This window comes from Oleiagrimonas soli (assembly GCF_000761445.1).
Classification (GTDB): domain Bacteria; phylum Pseudomonadota; class Gammaproteobacteria; order Xanthomonadales; family Rhodanobacteraceae; genus Oleiagrimonas; species Oleiagrimonas soli.
This window is the reverse complement of sequence record NZ_KN196471.1, coordinates 157,199-175,392: the sequence shown is the minus strand read 5'-3', so window position 1 is coordinate 175,392 and position 18,194 is coordinate 157,199. Positions and strand designations below refer to the sequence as shown.

The 18,194-nt window shown below is 68.8% G+C and carries 19 protein-coding genes and 1 tRNA gene; 8 read left to right on the top strand and 12 right to left on the bottom strand.

Features of this window, described 5'->3' with window-relative positions:
- The first annotated feature begins 7 nt into the window (after positions 1-7).
- The 6 genes from LF63_RS14595 to LF63_RS14570 all read left to right on the top strand — a co-directional run bounded on the left by LF63_RS14595 (position 8) and on the right by LF63_RS14570 (position 8,313).
- Positions 8-2,485 carry a DNA topoisomerase I gene (locus tag LF63_RS14595; RefSeq protein WP_043104337.1) on the top strand — a complete coding sequence of 826 codons (2,478 nt, stop codon included), beginning with the start codon at positions 8-10 and terminating at the stop codon, positions 2,483-2,485.
- Positions 2,486-2,497: 12 nt separating this feature from the next.
- A complete protein-coding gene (gene tsaC / locus LF63_RS14590) occupies positions 2,498-3,079 on the top strand; it encodes an L-threonylcarbamoyladenylate synthase type 1 TsaC (protein WP_052395325.1) in 582 nt (193 codons plus the stop codon).
- A 71-nt stretch (positions 3,080-3,150) separates the two neighbouring features.
- Positions 3,151-4,494 (top strand): AMP-binding protein, encoded by a 1,344-nt coding sequence (locus LF63_RS14585; RefSeq protein ID WP_043104528.1) that lies wholly within the window; start codon positions 3,151-3,153, stop codon positions 4,492-4,494.
- Positions 4,495-4,707: 213 nt separating this feature from the next.
- Entirely contained in the window at positions 4,708-5,991 is a 1,284-nt protein-coding gene (gene purD / locus LF63_RS14580; RefSeq protein ID WP_043104334.1) for a phosphoribosylamine--glycine ligase, read from the top strand.
- Between the two features lie 80 nt (positions 5,992-6,071).
- Positions 6,072-7,946, top strand: a complete 1,875-nt coding sequence (locus LF63_RS14575) for an MFS transporter (RefSeq protein WP_043104332.1) — start codon at positions 6,072-6,074, stop codon at positions 7,944-7,946.
- A 10-nt stretch (positions 7,947-7,956) separates the two neighbouring features.
- On the top strand, positions 7,957-8,313 hold the full coding sequence (locus tag LF63_RS14570; protein ID WP_161782356.1) for a hypothetical protein: 357 nt from the start codon (positions 7,957-7,959) through the stop codon (positions 8,311-8,313).
- Between the two features lie 70 nt (positions 8,314-8,383).
- Here the strand turns inward: LF63_RS14570 and LF63_RS14565 are convergent, their stop codons facing one another.
- The 5 genes from LF63_RS14565 to LF63_RS14545 all read right to left on the bottom strand — a co-directional run bounded on the left by LF63_RS14565 (position 8,384) and on the right by LF63_RS14545 (position 11,993).
- Positions 8,384-9,286: a hypothetical protein gene (locus LF63_RS14565; RefSeq protein WP_043104326.1), complete on the bottom strand. Its 903-nt coding sequence runs from the start codon at positions 9,284-9,286 to the stop codon at positions 8,384-8,386.
- Between the two features lie 63 nt (positions 9,287-9,349).
- Positions 9,350-10,312, bottom strand: a complete 963-nt coding sequence (gene nudC, locus LF63_RS14560; RefSeq protein ID WP_043104323.1) for an NAD(+) diphosphatase — start codon at positions 10,310-10,312, stop codon at positions 9,350-9,352.
- Between the two features lie 16 nt (positions 10,313-10,328).
- The gene (gene erpA / locus LF63_RS14555) at positions 10,329-10,700 is read right to left on the bottom strand and encodes an iron-sulfur cluster insertion protein ErpA (RefSeq protein ID WP_043104319.1); all 372 of its coding nucleotides are present in this window, start codon (positions 10,698-10,700) and stop codon (positions 10,329-10,331) included.
- 95 nt (positions 10,701-10,795) lie between these two features.
- A complete protein-coding gene (locus LF63_RS14550) occupies positions 10,796-11,260 on the bottom strand; it encodes a bactofilin family protein (protein ID WP_043104318.1) in 465 nt (154 codons plus the stop codon).
- Entirely contained in the window at positions 11,250-11,993 is a 744-nt protein-coding gene (locus LF63_RS14545) for a DUF6776 family protein (RefSeq protein ID WP_043104316.1), read from the bottom strand. The genes LF63_RS14550 and LF63_RS14545 overlap by 11 nt, the downstream gene beginning before the upstream one ends.
- Positions 11,994-12,100: 107 nt before the next feature.
- On the opposite strand from LF63_RS14545, the gene LF63_RS14540 reads away from it, so the two are divergent.
- The gene (locus LF63_RS14540; RefSeq protein ID WP_043104314.1) at positions 12,101-12,532 is read left to right on the top strand and encodes a CopD family protein; all 432 of its coding nucleotides are present in this window, start codon (positions 12,101-12,103) and stop codon (positions 12,530-12,532) included.
- 97 nt (positions 12,533-12,629) lie between these two features.
- On the opposite strand, the gene bfr is transcribed toward LF63_RS14540, so the two are convergent.
- The 3 genes from bfr to LF63_RS14525 form a co-directional block, all read right to left on the bottom strand.
- A complete protein-coding gene (bfr, locus tag LF63_RS14535; protein WP_043104313.1) occupies positions 12,630-13,100 on the bottom strand; it encodes a bacterioferritin in 471 nt (156 codons plus the stop codon).
- 118 nt (positions 13,101-13,218) lie between these two features.
- Positions 13,219-13,422, bottom strand: coding sequence for a (2Fe-2S)-binding protein (locus LF63_RS14530; RefSeq protein ID WP_043104307.1), 204 nt, complete (start codon positions 13,420-13,422; stop codon positions 13,219-13,221).
- A 133-nt stretch (positions 13,423-13,555) separates the two neighbouring features.
- Positions 13,556-14,098 carry an RNA pyrophosphohydrolase gene (locus LF63_RS14525; RefSeq protein ID WP_043104305.1) on the bottom strand — a complete coding sequence of 181 codons (543 nt, stop codon included), beginning with the start codon at positions 14,096-14,098 and terminating at the stop codon, positions 13,556-13,558.
- 198 nt (positions 14,099-14,296) lie between these two features.
- Between LF63_RS14525 and LF63_RS14520 the strand changes: the two genes are divergently transcribed.
- A tRNA-Met gene (locus LF63_RS14520) sits at positions 14,297-14,373 on the top strand.
- A 226-nt stretch (positions 14,374-14,599) separates the two neighbouring features.
- Here LF63_RS14520 and LF63_RS14515 read toward each other — a convergent pair.
- The 4 genes from LF63_RS14515 to modB all read right to left on the bottom strand — a co-directional run bounded on the left by LF63_RS14515 (position 14,600) and on the right by modB (position 18,191).
- Positions 14,600-16,123: a ThiF family adenylyltransferase gene (locus LF63_RS14515; RefSeq protein WP_043104302.1), complete on the bottom strand. Its 1,524-nt coding sequence runs from the start codon at positions 16,121-16,123 to the stop codon at positions 14,600-14,602.
- A complete protein-coding gene (locus LF63_RS14510) occupies positions 16,120-16,362 on the bottom strand; it encodes a MoaD/ThiS family protein (protein ID WP_043104301.1) in 243 nt (80 codons plus the stop codon). Before LF63_RS14510 ends, LF63_RS14515 begins: the two co-directional genes overlap by 4 nt.
- Before the next feature lie 64 nt (positions 16,363-16,426).
- Entirely contained in the window at positions 16,427-17,515 is a 1,089-nt protein-coding gene (modC, locus tag LF63_RS14505; protein WP_043104299.1) for a molybdenum ABC transporter ATP-binding protein, read from the bottom strand.
- Positions 17,508-18,191 carry a molybdate ABC transporter permease subunit gene (modB, locus tag LF63_RS14500; RefSeq protein ID WP_043104298.1) on the bottom strand — a complete coding sequence of 228 codons (684 nt, stop codon included), beginning with the start codon at positions 18,189-18,191 and terminating at the stop codon, positions 17,508-17,510. The genes modC and modB overlap by 8 nt, the downstream gene beginning before the upstream one ends.
- Positions 18,192-18,194: the final 3 nt, after the last annotated feature.

Sequence of the window (18,194 nt, the reverse complement as noted above, 5' to 3'; positions counted from 1 at the left end):
TGCCCGCATGGCAAAGAACCTGCTCATCGTCGAGTCGCCGGCCAAGGCCAAGACGATCAACAAGTACCTCGGCAAGGACTTCAAGGTCCTGGCCTCCTACGGTCATGTGCGCGATCTGATTCCGAAAGAGGGCGCGGTCGATCCGGAGCAGGACTTCGCTATGAAGTACGACGTGATCGAACGCAACCAGAAGCACGTCGACGCCATCGAGAAGGAAGCCCGCGCGGCCGAAGCCATCTATCTCGCCACCGACTTGGATCGCGAAGGCGAGGCCATTTCCTGGCACATCAGCGAGATTCTGCGCGCCGAAGGCCTGCTCGAAGGCAAGGACGTGCACCGCGTGGTGTTCAGCGAGATCACGCCGCGTGCCATCAAGGCGGCGGTCGAGCATCCGCGCCAGCTCTCGCACGACCTGGTCGACGCGCAGCAGGCGCGCCGCGCGCTGGACTATCTGGTCGGCTTCAACCTGTCGCCGGTGCTGTGGCGCAAGGTGGCGCGCGGGTTGTCGGCCGGCCGCGTGCAGAGTCCGGCGCTGCGCATGATCGTCGAGCGGGAGAAGGAGATCGAAGCCTTCAATGCGCAGGAATACTGGACCATCGAGGCCGATCTGGCGCATGCCGAGACGCCGTTCCGCGCCAAGCTGACGCGCCTGCACGGCAAGAAGTTCGAGCAGTTCGATCTGACCGACGAGGCCACCGCGCACGCTGCGCGCGAAGCATTGTTGAAGGCGGCCGGCGGTCAGCTGACGGTCGGCGAAGTCGGCAGCCGCGAGCGCAAGCGCCGTCCCGCCGCGCCGTTCACCACCTCGACCCTGCAGCAGGAAGCCGCGCGCAAGCTCGGTTTCTCCACCAGCCGCACCATGCGCGTGGCGCAGGGGCTGTACGAAGGCGTGGCCATCGGCGACGAGGGCAACGTCGGCCTGATCACCTACATGCGTACCGACGCCACCGCGCTGTCCGACGAGGCCACCAGCGAGCTGCGCGAGGTCATTGCCAAGGACTTCGGCCAGCAGGCGCTGCCCGAGGCCGTGCAGGTGTACAAGGCCAAGTCGAAGAACGCGCAGGAAGCCCATGAGGCGATCCGCCCGACCTCGGCCATGCGTCGCCCGGCGGACGTGGCCAAGTACCTCAACGACGACCAGCGCAAGCTGTACGAGCTGATCTGGAAGCGCACCGTCGCCTGTCAGATGATCCACGCGCGGCTGAACACCGTGTCGGTGGAATTCCCGGTCGGCGATTCCAGCTTCCGCGCCACCGGCACCACCGTCATCGATCCGGGCTTCCTGGCCGTGTACGAGGAAGGCCAGGACACCAAGGCCGACGACGACGAGAAGCGCCGTCTGCCGCAGCTGGCCAAGGGCGATGTCGTGCCGCTGACCGACATCCTCGCCGACCAGCACTTCACCGAACCGCCGCCGCGCTACTCCGAAGCCAGCCTGGTCAAGGCGCTGGAGGAATTCGGCATCGGTCGTCCGTCGACCTACGCCTCGATCATCCAGGTGCTGCTGAATCGCGAGTACGTCTGGCTCGACAGCCGCCGCTTCAAGCCGACCGACGTCGGCCGCACGGTCAGCAACTTCCTGACCGAGCACTTCACCCAGTACGTCGACTACGACTTCACCGCCAAGCTGGAAGACGAGCTCGACGCCGTCAGCCGCGGCGAGGAAAACTGGGTGCCGCTGATGCAGCGCTTCTGGAAGCCGTTCAAGGACCAGGTCGACGAGAAGATCGAGACCGTGGACCGCGGCCAGGCCACCGGCGCGCGTGAGCTGGGCACCGATCCGAAGACCGGCAAACCGGTGTCCGTGCGTCTGGGCCGCTACGGGCCGTTCGCGCAGATCGGCACGCGCGACGACGAGGAGAAGCCGCAGTTCGCCAGTCTGCGCCCGGGTCAGAGCATGCATACCATCGAGCTGGCCGAGGCACTGGAACTGTTCAAGCTGCCGCGCAAGCTGGGCGAGGCCGAGGACGGCGAGGAAGTCACCGCCGGCATCGGTCGTTTCGGTCCGTTCGTGAAGAAGGGCAGCACCTACGCCTCGATGCCGAAGGAAGAAGACCCGCATACCGTCACCTTCGAGCGCGCGCAGGAGCTGATCCGCGAGAAGCTGGAGATGCTGGCCAACCGCGTCATCCAGGAGTTCGACAGCGGCATTCAGGTGTTGAACGGCCGCTACGGCCCGTACATCACCGACGGCGAGAAGAACGCGCGCATTCCCAAGGAGCGCGAGCCCAAGGAACTGACCGAGGCCGAGTGCGTCGAGCTGCTGGCCGCCGCGCCGGTGCGCAAGCGCCGCGGCGCGGCCGCCAAGAAGACCGCGGCCAAGAAGACGGCCACGAAGAAGACCGCCAAAAAGACTGCGACGAAGAAGGCTGCCGCCAAAAAGGCCACCAAGAAGGCCACCAAGAAGACCGCGGCCAAGAAAACGGCAGCGAAGAAGACCTCGGCCAGGAAATCCGCCGGCAAGGCCGCCAGCGACGCCGACTGAACCTCGACTGCCATGAACGCTTCGTCCGACGCATCCATCCAGGCCGGTCTCGAACGCTGTGCCGCCGCGCTGCACGCTGGCGGCGTGATCGCCTATCCCACCGAGGCCGTGTACGGACTCGGCTGCGACCCGCATGACCGCGATGCCTTCGAGCGCCTGTTCGCGCTCAAGCAGCGGCCGGCGACCCAGGGCGTGCTGCTGATCGGCGCCGATTTCGAGCAGCTGCGGCCCTACATCGATCTGGACGCATTGCCCGCCGACGCATTGCAGCGCGTGCGCGACAGCTGGCCCGGGCCGAACACCTGGATCCTGCCGCGCGCGGCCGACGTGCCGCCGTGGATCACCGGCGGGCACGACGGCATCGCCTTGCGCATGACCGCGCATGCACCCGCCGCGGCGCTGTGTCGGGCCTTCGGTCGCGCCCTGGTTTCGACCAGCGCCAACCGACACGGCACGCCGCCGGCGCGCGACGCCGCGGGCGTGCACGCGGCCTTCGGCGACCGTCTCGACGCGGTGCTGGACGCGCCCGTCGGCGGTGCGGACAAGCCGACCACCATTCGTGACGCCGTCACCGGCGCTATCATCCGCGGCTAGGGGAGGCGAGTGGGTCATCCGTGAACGGCGAATCCGACATCGGCGGCGCACCGGCGGCGCAGATCGTATGCATGCAGCCCGCGCCGCAAGCGCAGCTGCCGCTGCTGCATGCCCGCGATCCCTCGCGCGTCGTGGTCTGGCGCGAAGGCGCGCCGGTTCGCGCCGATGTGTTCCTGGCGCACGTGCGCCAGGTCCGCGCCAGCCTGCCGCCGGGCGTGTACGTGGTGAACCTGTGCGAGGATCGCTACAGCTTCCTGGTCGCGTTCTGCGCCATCGTGCTGGCCGGACAGACCAACCTGCTGCCGCCGTCGCGCGCGCCGCGCGCCGTGGCTGAGATCATGGCCGCGCATCCGGGCTGTCACGCGCTGGCCGAGTCGCGGCCGTGCGAGCCACCGCCGAACTTCATCGCCATGCCGGCGCTGCATGCGGTGGTCGAAGATGTCTTCGCGGTGCCGAATGTGGATGCCGGGCATCTGGCCGTGATCGGTTACACCTCCGGTTCCACCGGCCAGCCGCAGGCCAACCGCAAGACCTGGGGCAGCCTGCACGCCAGCAACGCCGGCAACATGGCCTGCTTCGCCGCGCACATCGGCACGGCCTTCGAGGTCGTCGCCACGGTGCCGCCGCAACACATGTACGGGCTGGAGATGTCGGTGTTGCTGCCGCTGCTGGGCGAGGTCGGCGTGCATGCCGGGCGACCGTTCTTCGCCGCCGACATCGCGCGCGAGCTGGCGGAGGTGCCGGCGCCTCGCGTGCTGGTCATCACGCCGGTGCACCTGCGCGCATTGCTGGCCGAGGACGTGACCCTGCCGCCGCTGGCGGCGATGGTGTCGGCCACTGCGCCGATGCCGTTGGAGCTGGCGCAGGCCGCCGAGGATCGCTTCGGCGCGCCGCTGGTGGAGGTGTTCGGCTCCACCGAGACCTGCGTGTTCGCCAGCCGTCGCACCACGACCGAATCGCTGTGGGCGCTGTACCCGGACGTGCATCTGCATCCGCAGCCCGACGGCACCCGCATCGAGGCGCCGCAGCTGGCGGCACAGGTCACGCTGGCCGATCTGGTCGAACTGCCCGACGCGCGGCATTTCCGTCTGTGCGGGCGCAACACGGACCTGCTGGAGATCGCCGGCAAGCGCGCTTCGCTGGGGGACCTCAACCGCCGTCTGCTGTCGATTCCCGGCGTCGAGGATGGCGTGATGTTCCAGCTCGACCGCAGCGACGCCATGCAGGTACGCCGCATCGCCGCCCTGGTGGTGGCGCCGACCCTGAGCGAAGCCGAACTCAACGCGCGTCTGCGCGAGATGCTCGACCCCGCATTCCTGCCGCGACCGCTGCGTCGCGTGGCCGCGCTGCCGCGCAACGAGACCGGCAAGCTGCCGCGTCAGGCGCTGCTGGCGGCCCTGCGCGACGCGACCTGAGCTGCCCCGTCGCCTGTCGCTCTCCGTTGAAGGGGCATGCTGCGCCGCTCGCTGCGGGCCGCCGCTTCCTTTCGATGGCGGCGGTCATTCTGTGCGCGGATACCGGGTGCGCGCGTTCCGCGGCGGGCCCCGGCTTGGCCGCGGCAGCGCCATGCGCGATCATACGCGGCTCCCGCACCCCGACGTGCGCGCAAGACTGATGTGGAGCAAGGCATGAAAGTTCTGGTGATCGGCGGCGGCGGTCGCGAACACGCGTTGGCGTGGAAGATCCGTCAATCGCGCCGCGTCAGCGAGGTGCTGGTCGCGCCGGGCAACGCCGGCACCGCGGTCGAGCCGGGCATGCGCAATGTCGCGGTCGATGCCTCCGATCCCGCGGCGCTGCTGCAGCTGGCGCGCGACGAGGCCGTGGAGCTGACCGTGGTCGGCCCGGAAGCGCCGCTGGTGGCGGGCGTGGTCGACCGCTTCCGCGCCGCCGGCCTGCGCTGCTTCGGCCCGCGCGCCATCGCCGCGCAGCTGGAAGGCTCCAAGGCCTTCAGCAAGGATTTTCTGCAGCGTCACAACATTCCCACCGCGCGCTACGCGGTATTCACCGAACTGAACCGGGCGCTCGACCACGTGCGCCAGCATCGTGCGCCCATCGTCATCAAGGCCGACGGTCTGGCCGCCGGCAAGGGCGTGGTGGTGGCGCTGACCGTCGCCGACGCCGAGCAGGCGCTGCACGACATGCTCGGCGCGCACGCCTTCGGCGACGCCTCGGCGCGGGTGGTGATCGAGGAATTTCTCGAGGGCGAGGAAGCCAGCTACATCGTCATGAGCGACGGCCACAACTTCCTGCCGATGGTGTCCAGCCAGGACCACAAGCGCCGCGACGAGGGCGATCTCGGCCCGAACACCGGCGGCATGGGTGCGTACACGCCGGCGCCGGTGGTCACGCCGGAGGTCGAGAAGCGCATCCAGCGCGAAGTCATCGAGCCGACCCTGCGCGGCATGGCGGCCGAGGGCGCGCCGTTCATCGGCTTCCTCTACGCCGGTCTGATGATCGACAAGCGCGGCGCGCCGAAGGTGGTCGAGTTCAACGTGCGCTTCGGCGATCCGGAGACGCAGCCGATCATGATGCGTCTGCAGTCGGACCTGGTGGATCTGGTCGAGGCCGCGCTGGACGGCCGTCTGGACCAGACCGAGGCGAAGTGGGACCCGCGCCCGGCGATTGGCGTGGTGCTGGCCTCGGGCGGTTACCCGGGCAAGGTGCGCAGCGGTCTGCCGATCCATGGTCTGGACGGCGCCTTCGGCAAGGACGTGAAGGTCTTCCACGCCGGCACCAAGCGCGATGCGGATGGCGCGACGGTGACCGCCGGCGGTCGCGTGCTGACGGTGTGCGCGCTGGGCGACGATCTGGGCACGGCGCGCGAGCGTGCCTACGACTGCGCCAAGAACATCCGTTTCGACGGCGTGTTCTATCGTCGCGATATCGGTCATCGGGCTTTGCGTCGCGATTGAGCGCGGGGTGCCGGCGCGGCTGTCATCGCGGCGTCCGCGTTTTGCGCTAGGCTTGGCCGGAGTTTCGTGGGGGACACCGGATGAGTCAGTTCGCCTTGCTGGGCAAGCGCCGCTTTGCGCCGTTCTTTCTGACTCAGGCGCTGGGTGCGTTTAACGACAATGCGTTCCGCTACGCCTTGATCGGCATGGCCACGTTCCGCCTGGGCATGTCTTCGCAGGCGCTGAGCACCTACAACAACATCGCGCTGGCGCTGTTCATCGCGCCGTTCTTCCTGTTCTCGGCCAGCGCCGGCCAGCTCGCCGAGCGCATGGAGAAGGCGCGCCTGATCCGCATCGTCAAGGCGATGGAGGTGGCGGTGATGGCGCTGGCCTCGGTGGCGTTCATGCTGGCCAGTCCGGGCATGCTGCTGGCAGTGCTGTTCCTGATGGGCCTGCAGTCGACGCTGTTCGGTCCGATCAAGTATTCGATCCTGCCGCAGACCTTGCATCCCAGTGAACTGGTCGGCGGCAACGGTCTGGTCGAGACCGGCACTTCGCTGTCGATCCTGCTGGGTTCGGTGGCCGGCAACGCGTTGATGGCGGTGCCGCACCTCGGCCCGCAACTGGCCTCGGCAGCGGTGATCGGCGTGGCCCTGGCTGGCTACCTCGCTAGCCGCGCGATTCCGCCTTCGCCGGCGACCGCGCCGGACCTGCGCTTCGAGTGGAACCCGTTCGTCGAGACCTGGCGCGTGCTCGGTTTCACGACCCGCAACCGCACGGTGTTCAACGCCATTCTCGGCATCTCCTGGTTCTGGTTCTACGGCGCCACGCTCACCGTGCAACTGCCGCTGTACACGCGCAATTACCTGGGCGGCGACGCCAGCGTGCTGACCCTGGCGCTGGCGCTGTTCTCCATCGGCATCGGCGTCGGCTCGCTGCTGTGCGAGCGGCTGTCGGGCGGCAAGGTGGAACCGGGTCTGGTGCCGCTGGGCGCGGCTGGCATGACCGTGTTCGGCATCGACCTGTATTTCGTGCGGCCGCACGAAGCGCTGCTGCGCGAGCAGAACTGGTGGAGCATGCTGAGCGGCGCGGGCGGCTGGCACATCGCCATCGACCTGGTCCTGATCGGCATGGTGTCGGGCTTCTACATCGTGCCGCTGTTCGCGCTGGTGCAGGAACGCGCCGAGCGCAGCCAGCTGTCGCGCATCATCGCCGGCACCAACATCATCAACTCGCTGTTCATGGTGCTGGCGGCGGCCTTCGGCATCGTGCTGCTGGGCGTCGGCCTGAGCGTGCCGCAGCTGTTCCTGACGGTGGCGGTGATGAACGCCGCGGTGGCGGTGTACATCTTCACGCTGGTGCCGGAATTTCCGCTGCGCTTCTTCGGCTGGCTACTGGTCAACACGCTGTACCGCATCCGCCGCGAAGGCATCGATCGCATTCCCGAGCACGGGCCGGCGCTGCTGGTGTGCAATCACGTCGCTTTCACCGATCCGCTGATCGTGATGGCCTGCGTGCGACGGCCGGTGCGCTTCGTCATGTACTACCGCATCTACCGGCTGCCGTTGCTGCGGCCGCTGTTCCGCATGGCCGGCGCGATTCCCATCGCCGGCGCCAAGGAAGACCCGGAGCTGCTGCAGCAAGCCTACGACGCCATCGACGCGGCGTTGGAGGCGGGCGAAGTGGTGTGCCTGTATCCCGAGGGTGGACTGACCGCCGATGGCGAGATCGCGCCGTTCAAGCCCGGCATCAGCCGCGTGCTGGAACGGCGTCCGGTACCTGTGGTGCCGATGGCGCTGCGCGGACTGTGGGGCAGTGTGTTCAGCCGCCGCGACAACTTCCTGCGCCGCGCGCGCCTGCCGCGACGCTTCCGTGCGCGTATCGAACTGGTCGTCGGTGCGCCGGTGGCGCCCGAGGGTGTCGATGCGGCCGCGCTGGAAGCGCGCGTGCGCGAGCTGCGCGGTGCGGAAGCCTGAGGGTCCGCAGATGGATGCGTGGCGACAAACGGTGGCGGCGTTGGCGCGAGCGGGTGTGAGTACAGAGGCCGTCGATCGCATGGTGTCCAGCGTGGCCCGTGCGGCGACGGTGGACGAAGCCGAGGCCGTACTCGCGCGCCTGTCGTCGGAAGCCGATCTGCTCGATTGGCCGTTGGATCGCGATTACGCGGCATGGGCGTTGCAACGTGCCAGCGTGGGTGCGGCAGCGGCTGTTCGACGCGTGATGCTGCAGACTGCGCTGGCGCGCGCGCGTTGGTATGCGGCCTGCGCGACGGCAGGTGCGGAGGGATTGGCGCGGTCCCGGCATGTCCACGAGCTGGAGGCGCTGCTCCGCACTGGTCGGTGAGGTGTTGCGTACCGCGCTCGGCAAGCGGAGAACGCGGTGACGCAGCGTGGCGTGCTTCAGGCGCGCTGGCTCAGACGAACCAGCCGCCCAGCACGATCAGCGCGGCCACGGCCAGCCAGACCACCAGCACCCGGCGCAGCAGGCGCCGCGCGTCGCCGAGTTCGACCAGCACGTCGTTGGTGTCCTCGATGCCGCCGTCGCCGGCTTCCACGTCGGCGTCCACGCTGGCGCGTGCCACCGCGCCCAGGAAGCCCGGGTCGAAGTTGCGCGCGGCGTTGCCGGCGTCGGCGTGCCATTCGCGCCAGGCGCGGGTCACGGCGTCGAAGTCAGATACCAGCGCCATCGCCAGCACCATCAGGTGCGCGGCGGGCCAGTCCAGCAGTTCGCCGAGGCGACGTGCCGCCGCGCGGCCGCGCGCGGGTGTCGAAGTCTCGCCGGCATCCGTGTCGTCTTCGCCTTCGGGCGGGTCGACCAGCAGCAGGCGCACCAGGCGGTAGCCGAGCGCGCCGGTCGGGCCCAGCAGCAGGAACCAGAAGATCACCGCGAAGCGCCGGCGCAGACCGGCCCACACCGCGGCCTCGACCAGGCACGGCGCGGTGAACGGCAGCGGTGCGGCGTCGTCGGTGGCGCGCAGGGACTGCGCGGCGGCGAGGCGGCTGTCGCGGTCGCCGGCCTTGAGCACGGCGTCGATGTCGCGCTCCAGATCGCGCGGACCCAGGCTGTAGGCCAGCACGCAGCCCGCGAACAGGCCCCACAGCGCGGTCATCAGCGGAATCTGCGACAGCACGATGGACACCACGGCGCACAGGATCAGCGGCGGCAGCAGGGTCCAGGCGACGAAGGTCGCGCCGTCGCTGTCGGCATGGTGCTCGGTCCAGCGATGGAACCAGCCGTGACGGCGGTACTTGGGCATGTGCGGCAGCAGGTGGATCAGCAGCATGACCACCAGAACGACCAGCAGACGTATAGCCATGACGGGTTCGACTCCGGATTGCGGGCGAAGAAAGCTTTCGACGATTGTAGCGGGCCGCGCCGGTCAGGTCGTGGCGGCGGCTTCGCACAATGCGCCGAGCTCGATGCCGGCGCGTTCGCGCAACCAGTGCTCGATCAGTCGCCACGACACCGACAGCCGTGTCGGCGCGAGCAGGCTGCCCTGCTCGATGCCCTCGATCAGTTGCTCCGGCGTGAACCAGCGGGCGTGTTCCAGTTCGCCGTCGCGCAGTTCGATGGCGCGGCTGCGGGCGTGGGCGGTGAAGCCGAGCATCAGCGAGGCCGGGAACGGCCAGGGCTGCGAGGAGTGGTAGTGACAGGCGCCGACGGCAACGCCGGCTTCCTCGGCCACCTCGCGGCGCACGGCGTCTTCCAGCGATTCGCCCGGCTCGACGAAGCCGGCCAGCGTGGAGTAGCGCCCTTCGGGCCAGCTGGCCTGGCGGCCCAGCAGGCAGGCGCCGTCGTGTTCGACGATGACGATGATGGCCGGATCGCTGCGCGGGAACTGCAACTGACCGCAGCGGGTGCAGCGCGCGCGATGGCCGGCGGCGAGCAGTTCCAGGGCGCCGCCGCAGGCCGGGCAGAAGCGGTGCCGCGCCTGCCAGTGGGCGAGGCCGCTGGCGTAGGCGAACAGGCCGGCGTCGAAGGCGTCGAACAGCATGCCGGCCTTGCGCAGATGGATGCGCTGCGTATCGAGCGTGGCGTCCATGCGCGCGGCCTGGATCGCGTCGGCGCGCAGCAGGAAGTGGCCGCGCCCGCCGGCATCGACGCCGAGCAGGCTGGCGTCGGCGTCCGGCAGCAGGGTGGCGCGTTCGTCCGGCGTCAGCAGCCGTGGCCGGAGGCCCTCGGCGTCGGCGAACAGCTGGGCGTCGGGATCGAGCACCAGAAAGCGGGTGGCGTCGTCGCGTTGCAGCGCATGCAGCCAGGCGTCGTCTTCGCGGCGTTCGGCCGCGCGTTCGAGCGCCAGTCCGGCAAAGGTGTTCAGCGGGGGCTGTCGGGCGAGGTCCACGGAACCTGCGCCCGGCTTACATCGAGAACGAGGAGCCGCAGCCGCAGGTGGTGCTGGCGTTGGGATTGCGGATCACGAACTGCGCGCCGCTGAGGCTCTCGGCGTAGTCGATCTCGGCGCCGGTCAGATACTGCAGCGACAGCGGATCGACGAGCAGGGTGACGCCTTCCTTGTCCAGCGCCAGGTCGTCCTCGGCCTGTTCCTCGTCGAAGGTGAAGCCGTACTGGAAACCCGAGCAGCCGCCGCCGGTGATGTACACGCGCAGCTTCAGCGACGGGTTGCCCTCTTCGTCGATCAGCTCGCGCACCTTGTGCGCGGCCGCGTCGGTGAACACCAGCGGCGCGCCGCCGGTGCGGTAGTCGGGCATGTCCAGGATGACGGTGTTCATGATGACAAGTGTGGCGCTTCGGTTCCTGCGCGGCAAGCGACCGCTGGAAACCAGATGGGGGCCACGTCGCGCCGGCTCAAGTGCGGCGCGGCGTTTCAGGCCTTGCCGCTGTCCATCACCACGTCGTCGTCGAAGACGCCGCTGGCTTCCTCGGCCTGATGGGTGATCTGCCGCGGGCTTTCCTTCTGGTGCACCATGCGGCCGTTGATCTGCGCGCCGGCGGCCATTTCCAGCACGCGGTAGTGCACGTCGCCCTCGACGCAGGCCTGCGCGGCCAGCTCCAGCCGCTCGCCGGCGTGGATGTTGCCCTTGACGATGCCGTTGATGACCGCGTGCGGGACGTGGATCTCGCCAGTGACGCGGCCCTGTTCGCTGAGCGTGAACACGGCGTTGCTGTCGGTGTCGGCGCTGACGCTGCCCTCGATGACGCCATCCAGGTGCAGTGCGCCGCTGAAGTGCACGTCGCCCTTGATGCGGGTGCCCGAGGCGATCAGGCTGGTGTCGTTGGCGTGGGAATGGTCGCCCGTGCTGGCGGGCTTGCGCTGGTTGCTATTCCACATGGTCGGTGTTCTCCGGATTCTTCAGCGCGTCCGTCCAGGACATGCTTTGCGTGGTGGTCTTCGCCCCGTCGGGGCTGATGCTGATGCGCAACCGGTTCGGCGTGAAGTCCTTGGGCAGCATCACGGTGCCGTGCAGCTGCTGGAAGTACTTGAACTTGAAGGCCATGCCGTCCTTCTGATCCGGTGCGCTGATGTCTTTCCAGTGCATGCGCGCGAGCGTGCCCGAGCGCACGCCGTCGATGTCGATCTCGGCGTGTCCGCTGATGTCGTCGCCGCGCTTGGCGTTGCGGGTCAGGGTCAGCTCGATGTTCCAGGCGCGCGAGTTGGGCACCGGCGCGACATGCACCATCTGCAACTGCAGGCCCTGGTGCTGCGCGCCGCCGCCGACCAGTCGCGAATAGAAGGCCAGGTCGGCGCGCAGGCCGTTGATCTGCTCGTCACGCTCGGCGAGATTGTCGGTGAGCTTCTTGGTGGCCACGCTGGCGACCTGCTGCGAACGCTGGGCGATGGCCAGCTGTTGCTTCAGATCGGCGTTCTCGGCCGCCAGCTGGCGCGCGTTGTGGCCGCTGCCGGGGACCACGGCCGGGCCGCGGTTGCCGAGCACGTAGCCGATCGCGATCGCGATCAGCAGGGACACCGCCCAGCCGAGCGCCCACCACCACTTGCTCCGCGGACGGGCAGGCGGGGCGTGTACCGGATGCACGGCGTAGCGGGGCGGGGGACGAATGCTCATGGTCAGCCCTGGGAAAGAACCCATATAGCCATCGCCCGGAACGAGCGTCAAGGCGGGCGGCGCAGATGCGTATACTTCGACACTGTTTTCCGCAGCGGATACGCGCCGTGCTCTGGTTGAAGGCCTTTCACATCATCTTCGTGGTGACCTGGTTCGCCGGGCTGTTCTATCTGCCGCGTCTGTTCGTGTATTTCGTCGAGGCCGAGGAGCCGGCCGTGCGCGAACGGCTGAAGGTGATGCAGCGGCGTCTGCTGGGCATCACCCACATCGGCGGCCTGCTGGCGGTCGGTTTCGGTCTGGCGACGATGGCCTGGTGGCTGGCGCACAGCCCGGCGTACCTGATGAGCGGCTGGTGGTTCCACGCCAAGCTGGGCCTGGTGCTGCTGCTGATCGGCTATCACGGCATGCTGATCAAGATGGTGCGCGACGCCCGTCGCGATGCGCTGCACTGGTCCAGCCGCGCGCTGCGCATCTTCAACGAGATTCCCGCCGTGCTGCTGATCGCCATCGTGATCCTGGTGGTGGTCAAGCCGGGCTGAGCCGTCGCGGCGACGGGCGCAGGAAAGCAAAAAGCCGGCACCTTCGGGGCGCCGGCTTTTTTGGGTGTGCGGGTTGGACCGATCAGCTGCCGATCGATCAGCTGCCGATCTTGGTCTGCAGGTACGGCACCTCGCCCAGCTTGCCGATCAGCTCGAGCTGGGTTTCCAGCCAGTCGATGTGCTCTTCCTCGGATTCGAGGATCTTCTCGAACAGTTCGCGGCTGACGTAGTCGCCGAGCTTCTCGCAGTCGACGATGGCGGCCTTCAGGTCGGGCACCGCAGCCATCTCCAGTTTCAGGTCGCAGGCCAGCGCTTCCTTCGGCGATTCGCCGATCAGCAGCTTGCCCAGCTGCTGCAGGTTGGGCAGACCCTCAAGGAACAGGATGCGCTCGATGAGCATGTCGGCATGCTTCATCTCGTCGATCGATTCCTCGTACTCGTGGTCGGCCAGCTCCTTGTACCCCCAGTTCTTGTACATGCGGGCATGCAGGAAGTACTGGTTGATGGCGGTCAGCTCGTTCTGCAGCGCCTTGTTCAGGTGTCCGATGATCTTGGCGTCGCCTTTCATGCCGTTCTCCTTCGCGTGCTTGACGCGCGCTCACGTGGCGCGCTTGGGTACGACGCACGACTATAGCGCTGCGGAGGCAGGCGATGCAGAAATGCGAATAGGGATGATATGCGACCGCTCAGGCGGCAACGGTCAGCGGCAGATGCGTGGTCTGCGCGGCGTGCACGGCCTGGTTCAGGGTGTGGCGGGCCTCGGCCTCGCAGCAGCCGCAGCAGGTCGAGCAGTTGGTGCGCGACTGCAGTTCGGCAAAGTCACGCACGCCGTTCTCCGCGTGGCGACGGATATCGGATTGGGTGACCGCGTTGCAGATGCAGACATACATGGCTTGAACCTCCAGTGGAAATTCAAACGCAAATGGGAATGATTGTCAATAAACACTTAAACGCAGGCTGACCGCGCCCCGCCAGGCGGCCGTCGCTGACGAGGGCGCGAGAGGCGAACCGAGGTCCGTCAGCTCAGGCGGCGGCGATGTCGGCCGAGCCGCTGTCGCGGCGGCGTTGCGGATGCTCGATGCGGATGCGGCAGGCGCGTTCGACCAGCGGCGCGAACTGGCGCAGGGCGCGCTCGTAGACACGGCGCTTGAACGACACCACGTGCTCGGCGGGGTACCAGAAGTCGACCCAGCGCCAGGAATCGAACTCCGGCGTCTCGCTGGCGTCCAGGCGCAGATGCTGCTCGTGGCCGGTGAAGCGCAGCAGGAACCAGACCTGCTTCTGGCCGATGCATTGCGGCTGCTGATGACGACGCACGTAGCGGTTGGGCAGGCGATAACGCAGCCAGCCGGGCGTGGTGGCCAGCACTTCGACGTGCTCGGCGGCCAGGCCGGTCTCCTCTTCGAGCTCGCGGTACATGGCTTCCAGCGGCGTCTCGTCGCTGCGCATGCCGCCCTGCGGAAACTGCCAGCCATCGCGCCGCACGCGACGTGCCCAGAACAGGCGGCCGTCGCCGTTCAGCAGCACGATGCCCACGTTCGGGCGATATCCATCGGCGTCGATCATGCCGGTCTCCTCAACCGCTTGCGCCTGCGCCGAGCCATCGCAAACAGTGGATGGTTGCGGCATGACGCTTGCTTCCGATTCAACCACAGTGAGCGAAGAACCGGCAAGACACCCTTGAATGCTGGGCCTCACGCGACTAAACTTCCGCGCCTTGCCTGTGCGCCGCGCCCTGCGGCGATGCATTCAGGCCCCGCCTATGGCTAGGTAGCTCAGACGGTTAGAGCGCGGCACTCATAATGCTGAGGTCGGCGGTTCGATTCCGCCCCTAGCCACCAATGCGGCCAACCCGGATGTTCCGGAATGGTCGAAAGAACCGCGCTCCGGCGCGGTTTTTTGTTGCCCGAGGATTTCGTGGGGTCTTGGCGCCCTGCGCAAGCGGTTGCGGTTGAGATCAAGCTTCGATGGCAGCGGCAGCCACGGGACGTAGGCGATGCTGCCGGTTCCAGCCTGTATACCGCGACGCCGCGGGACGCGGCGCACTGAGGCGGCACCGCCGCCGATTCAGGAATGGGTGCGCGCGCGCTCGGTGTCGAGTGCGGCCAGTCCGCCGAGCAGCGAATAGGTTTCACCGCGGCCCTGCCGGCGCAGGCGTTCAGCCGCGTCGCGGCTGCGTCGGCCGGTGGCGCAGAACAGCAGGCAGCGATCTTCGCCGAGTGCGGCGGCGCGCTCGGCGATCTGCGCGGCCGGGATGTGCAGCGTCGCGCAGTCCGCCGGGTGGGTCGCGATCTCCTCCGCGTCGCGCACATCGACCAATCGGTAGCCGGCGGCCGCGGCTTCGTCCAGCCGCGTGAAGCGTCGGTCCACGTCGCCGATGCGCTGTGCCTCGGCGAGTGCCTTCCGGGCGACGGCCGCGCAACCGCCGTGTTCGGCGCAGCCGGTGGCGGGATCGATCGGCAGGCGGCGCAGGTCGTGTTGCAGCAGATCGACCAGCAGCAGCGCCGGTTCGCGCGGTCGCGGCAGGTCGAGCAGGATTTTCAGCGCTTCCATCGCCTGCATCGCGCCCAGCACGCCGGGCGTCGGGCCGAGTACGCCGTTCGCGGCGCAGCTGCCGATGGCGTCCGCGGCCGGTTCCCGCGGCCACAGGCAACGCAGGCAGGGCGTGCCGCCGGCCTCCACGACCTGCAGCTGCCCTTCGTACTGGTAGACGCTGGCCAGGATCAGCGGAATGCCGGCGACCACGGCCGCATCGTTGCTGAGGTAGCGGTTGCGCATGTCGTCGGTGCATTCGAGCACCAGGTCGAAGTCGGCGAAGACGTCGGCCGCGTTGCCGGCGTGCAGCGGCTCGGTCCAGGTGCGCAGCGTCACCGACGGATTCAGCGCGGCCAGCCTGCGCGCGGCCAGCGTGGCCTTGGGCAGGCCGACGTCGCGCGCGTCGTACAGCGTCTGTCGGTGCAGGTTGCTGGCTTCGAGGCGGTCGCCGTCGACGATGCCGAGGGTACCCACGCCGGCTCCGGCCAGATACGTGAGCGCCGGACTGCCGAGGCCGCCCGCGCCGAGCACCAGCACGCGCGCGGCGGCGAGTCGGGCCTGACCTTCCGTGCCGACTTCGCGCAGGCGCGTCTGGCGCGTGTAGTCCGGCGCGAACGTGCGGCTGTGCTCGCCGTGCGCGTGATGGCAGGCGACCCAGGCGGTGTCGCCTTCCAGATAGTGTTCCTTCTTCCACACCGGCAGCCGGTGCTTGAGGGCGTCGATCACATAGCGGCAGGCGCGAAAGGCTTCGTCGCGATGCGCGGATGCGGCGCCGATCCACACCGCCAGCTCGCCGACCTTCAGATGCCCGGTGCGGTGCACGCAGCATAGGTCGTCGACGCCGTGCAGCGCGCCGGCTTCGGCCAGGATGCGTTCGCCTTCGCTTTGCGCCAGTTCGGCGTAGGCCTCGTATTCCAGGCCGTCGACGGCGCGGCCCTCGTTGCGGTTGCGGACCCAGCCCTCGAACACGCAGAAGCCGCCGTTGCCGCCGTCCTGCAGTTCGGCGCGCAGGGCGTCGGTGTCGATGACGTCGGCGGCGATGGCAAAGCGTTTCATCCGCCGGCCACCGGAGGAATGAACACGACGGTGTCGCCGTCTTCGAGCGGACGGTCCCAGTCGCTGAACTGCGCGTTGACCGCGACCTTGAGCGCATCGGCCGGCAGCGAAAAGGCGTGCCGCTGCGCGAGTTCGCGATACAGCTCGCCGAGCGAGGCGGCCTCGGTGGTCACGCGTTCGGCGCCGACGCCGGCCTGTTCGCGCAGTTGGGCGTAATACTGCAGATGCAGGGTGGTCATCGCGGGGCCTCCATCAGGCCTGCAAGCATACCTCTCGCATGGGCTGCGGGAGCAAGGCGGTGCCTCACTGTCCGCCCAGCGCGACGGCCTTGACTTGCGCCCAGACTTCGCGATCCGGCTGCAGGGCCAGCGCGTGCAGGGAGCGTCGCGTGATGCGCGCCAGCAGCAGCTGGTTTCCCGCACGCAACTGCACCAGGCATTGCGAGGGATGGTCGGCGTCGCCCACGGCCGTGATGCGGCAGCGCAGATGGTTGAGCGCGCTGCTGTCCGACGGCGGCGTCAGCGAGAGCACCACGTCGCGCGCGCCGATGCGGCAGCGCACCGTCTGCCCGACGGCGGCGCGGCGGCGCGGCAGCAGCAGGGTGCCGCCATCGAAGGTCACTTCGGCCAGATGCTCGTCCGCATGATGGCGCACGACTTCGCCCTCGATCACCGCGCCCATCGCCTCGACCAGCGACGGCGGCAGGTCCAGCCGCGCCAGCGTCGCCTGCAGCGAGCCCTGTGCGACCGCGCGGCCGGCGTCCAGCAGCACCAGGTGATCGGCCAGGCGCGTGACCTCGTCGATGGCGTGGGTGACGTAGACCATCGGCGTCGCCAGCGTGGCGTGCAGGGTTTCGAGATGCCCCAGCAGCGTGTCGCGCGCCCCGGCGTCGAGCGCCGACAGCGGCTCGTCGAACAGCAGCAGCGCCGGATCGGCGAACAGCGCGCGCACGATGGCCACGCGCTGGCGCTGGCCGCCGGACAGCGCGTGGACGCGGCGCGGCAGCAGGTCGCGCACGCCGAACGCGTCGATCAGCGCATCGCGGTCGAGGTGCGCGGGCCGTCCCGCGCGGCGGAAGCCGTAGTCGAGGTTGCCGGCGACGCTGCGATGCGCGAACAGGCCGGCGTCCTGGACCACGTAGCCGAGGCGGCGCTTGTGCGGCGGCACGAACACGCGGAGCGCGCTGTCCTGCCACAGCGCGTCGCCGAAGCGCACGCGTCCGGTGCAGGCCGGCTCCAGTCCGGCCAGCGCGCGCAGACAGCTGGTCTTGCCCGAGCCGGACGCGCCGAACAGCACGCTGACGCCGCGCGGCGGCAGTTGCAGCGCGACGTCGAGGTCGAAGCCGTCGCGCGACCAGCGCAGTTGGGCGTCGAGGCCGCTCGCGTCAGTCATGCGCGCTTCGCCGCGTGCGCAGCAGGGATATCGCCAGCAGCGCCAGGAACGCGATCAGCAGCAGGCTCAGCGACAGCAGGTGCGCGTGCGCGTAGTTGCCGCTCTGCACGTAATCGTAGATCTGCGTCGACGCCACCCGCGTCTGCCCGGGAATGTTGCCGCCGATCATCAGCACCACGCCGAATTCGCCCACGGTGTGCGCGAAGCCGAGCGCGCTGGCGGTGAGTACGCCCGGCAGCGCCAACGGCAGGGCCACCGACACGAAGCGGTCGAACGGACCCGCGCCAAGACAGGCGGCAACTTCCAGCGGGCGACGGCCGATCGCGCCGAAGGCGTCGTGCAGCGGTTGCACCACGAACGGCAGCGAATACAGCATCGAGGCGACCACCAGGCCGGCGAAGGTGAACGGCAGCGTCTGCAGGCCAAGCGCCGTCATCGCACGGCCGACCGCGCCCTGCGGCCCCAGCCACAGCAGCAGATAGAAACCCAGTACGGTCGGCGGCAGCACGATCGGCAGCGCCACCAGCGCCGCGACCGGCTTGCGCCAGCGCGAGCGCGTGTGGGTCAGCCACCAGGCCAGAGGCAGGCCGAGCGCGAGGAGCAGCAGCGTGACGGTCGCCGCCAGACGCAAGGTCAGCGCGAGGGCTTCGAGATCCTGGTCGGACAGCCACGGCATCGC

What these genes read in the sequence shown, in the direction of transcription:
- LF63_RS14595 (WP_043104337.1), top strand. Translation starts at nt 8, where the DNA reads ATGGCAAAGAACCTGCTCATCGTCGAGTCGCCGGCCAAGGCCAAGACG.
- tsaC (WP_052395325.1), top strand. Translation starts at nt 2,498, where the DNA reads ATGAACGCTTCGTCCGACGCATCCATCCAGGCCGGTCTCGAACGCTGT.
- LF63_RS14585 (WP_043104528.1), top strand. Translation starts at nt 3,151, where the DNA reads ATGCAGCCCGCGCCGCAAGCGCAGCTGCCGCTGCTGCATGCCCGCGAT.
- purD (WP_043104334.1), top strand. Translation starts at nt 4,708, where the DNA reads ATGAAAGTTCTGGTGATCGGCGGCGGCGGTCGCGAACACGCGTTGGCG.
- LF63_RS14575 (WP_043104332.1), top strand. Translation starts at nt 6,072, where the DNA reads ATGAGTCAGTTCGCCTTGCTGGGCAAGCGCCGCTTTGCGCCGTTCTTT.
- LF63_RS14570 (WP_161782356.1), top strand. Translation starts at nt 7,957, where the DNA reads ATGGATGCGTGGCGACAAACGGTGGCGGCGTTGGCGCGAGCGGGTGTG.
- LF63_RS14565 (WP_043104326.1), bottom strand. Translation starts at nt 9,286, where the DNA reads ATGGCTATACGTCTGCTGGTCGTTCTGGTGGTCATGCTGCTGATCCAC.
- erpA (WP_043104319.1), bottom strand. Translation starts at nt 10,700, where the DNA reads ATGAACACCGTCATCCTGGACATGCCCGACTACCGCACCGGCGGCGCG.
- LF63_RS14550 (WP_043104318.1), bottom strand. Translation starts at nt 11,260, where the DNA reads ATGTGGAATAGCAACCAGCGCAAGCCCGCCAGCACGGGCGACCATTCC.
- LF63_RS14545 (WP_043104316.1), bottom strand. Translation starts at nt 11,993, where the DNA reads ATGAGCATTCGTCCCCCGCCCCGCTACGCCGTGCATCCGGTACACGCC.
- bfr (WP_043104313.1), bottom strand. Translation starts at nt 13,100, where the DNA reads ATGAAAGGCGACGCCAAGATCATCGGACACCTGAACAAGGCGCTGCAG.
- LF63_RS14530 (WP_043104307.1), bottom strand. Translation starts at nt 13,422, where the DNA reads ATGTATGTCTGCATCTGCAACGCGGTCACCCAATCCGATATCCGTCGC.
- LF63_RS14525 (WP_043104305.1), bottom strand. Translation starts at nt 14,098, where the DNA reads ATGATCGACGCCGATGGATATCGCCCGAACGTGGGCATCGTGCTGCTG.
- LF63_RS14515 (WP_043104302.1), bottom strand. Translation starts at nt 16,123, where the DNA reads ATGAAACGCTTTGCCATCGCCGCCGACGTCATCGACACCGACGCCCTG.
- LF63_RS14510 (WP_043104301.1), bottom strand. Translation starts at nt 16,362, where the DNA reads ATGACCACCCTGCATCTGCAGTATTACGCCCAACTGCGCGAACAGGCC.
- modC (WP_043104299.1), bottom strand. Translation starts at nt 17,515, where the DNA reads ATGACTGACGCGAGCGGCCTCGACGCCCAACTGCGCTGGTCGCGCGAC.
- modB (WP_043104298.1), bottom strand. Translation starts at nt 18,191, where the DNA reads ATGCCGTGGCTGTCCGACCAGGATCTCGAAGCCCTCGCGCTGACCTTG.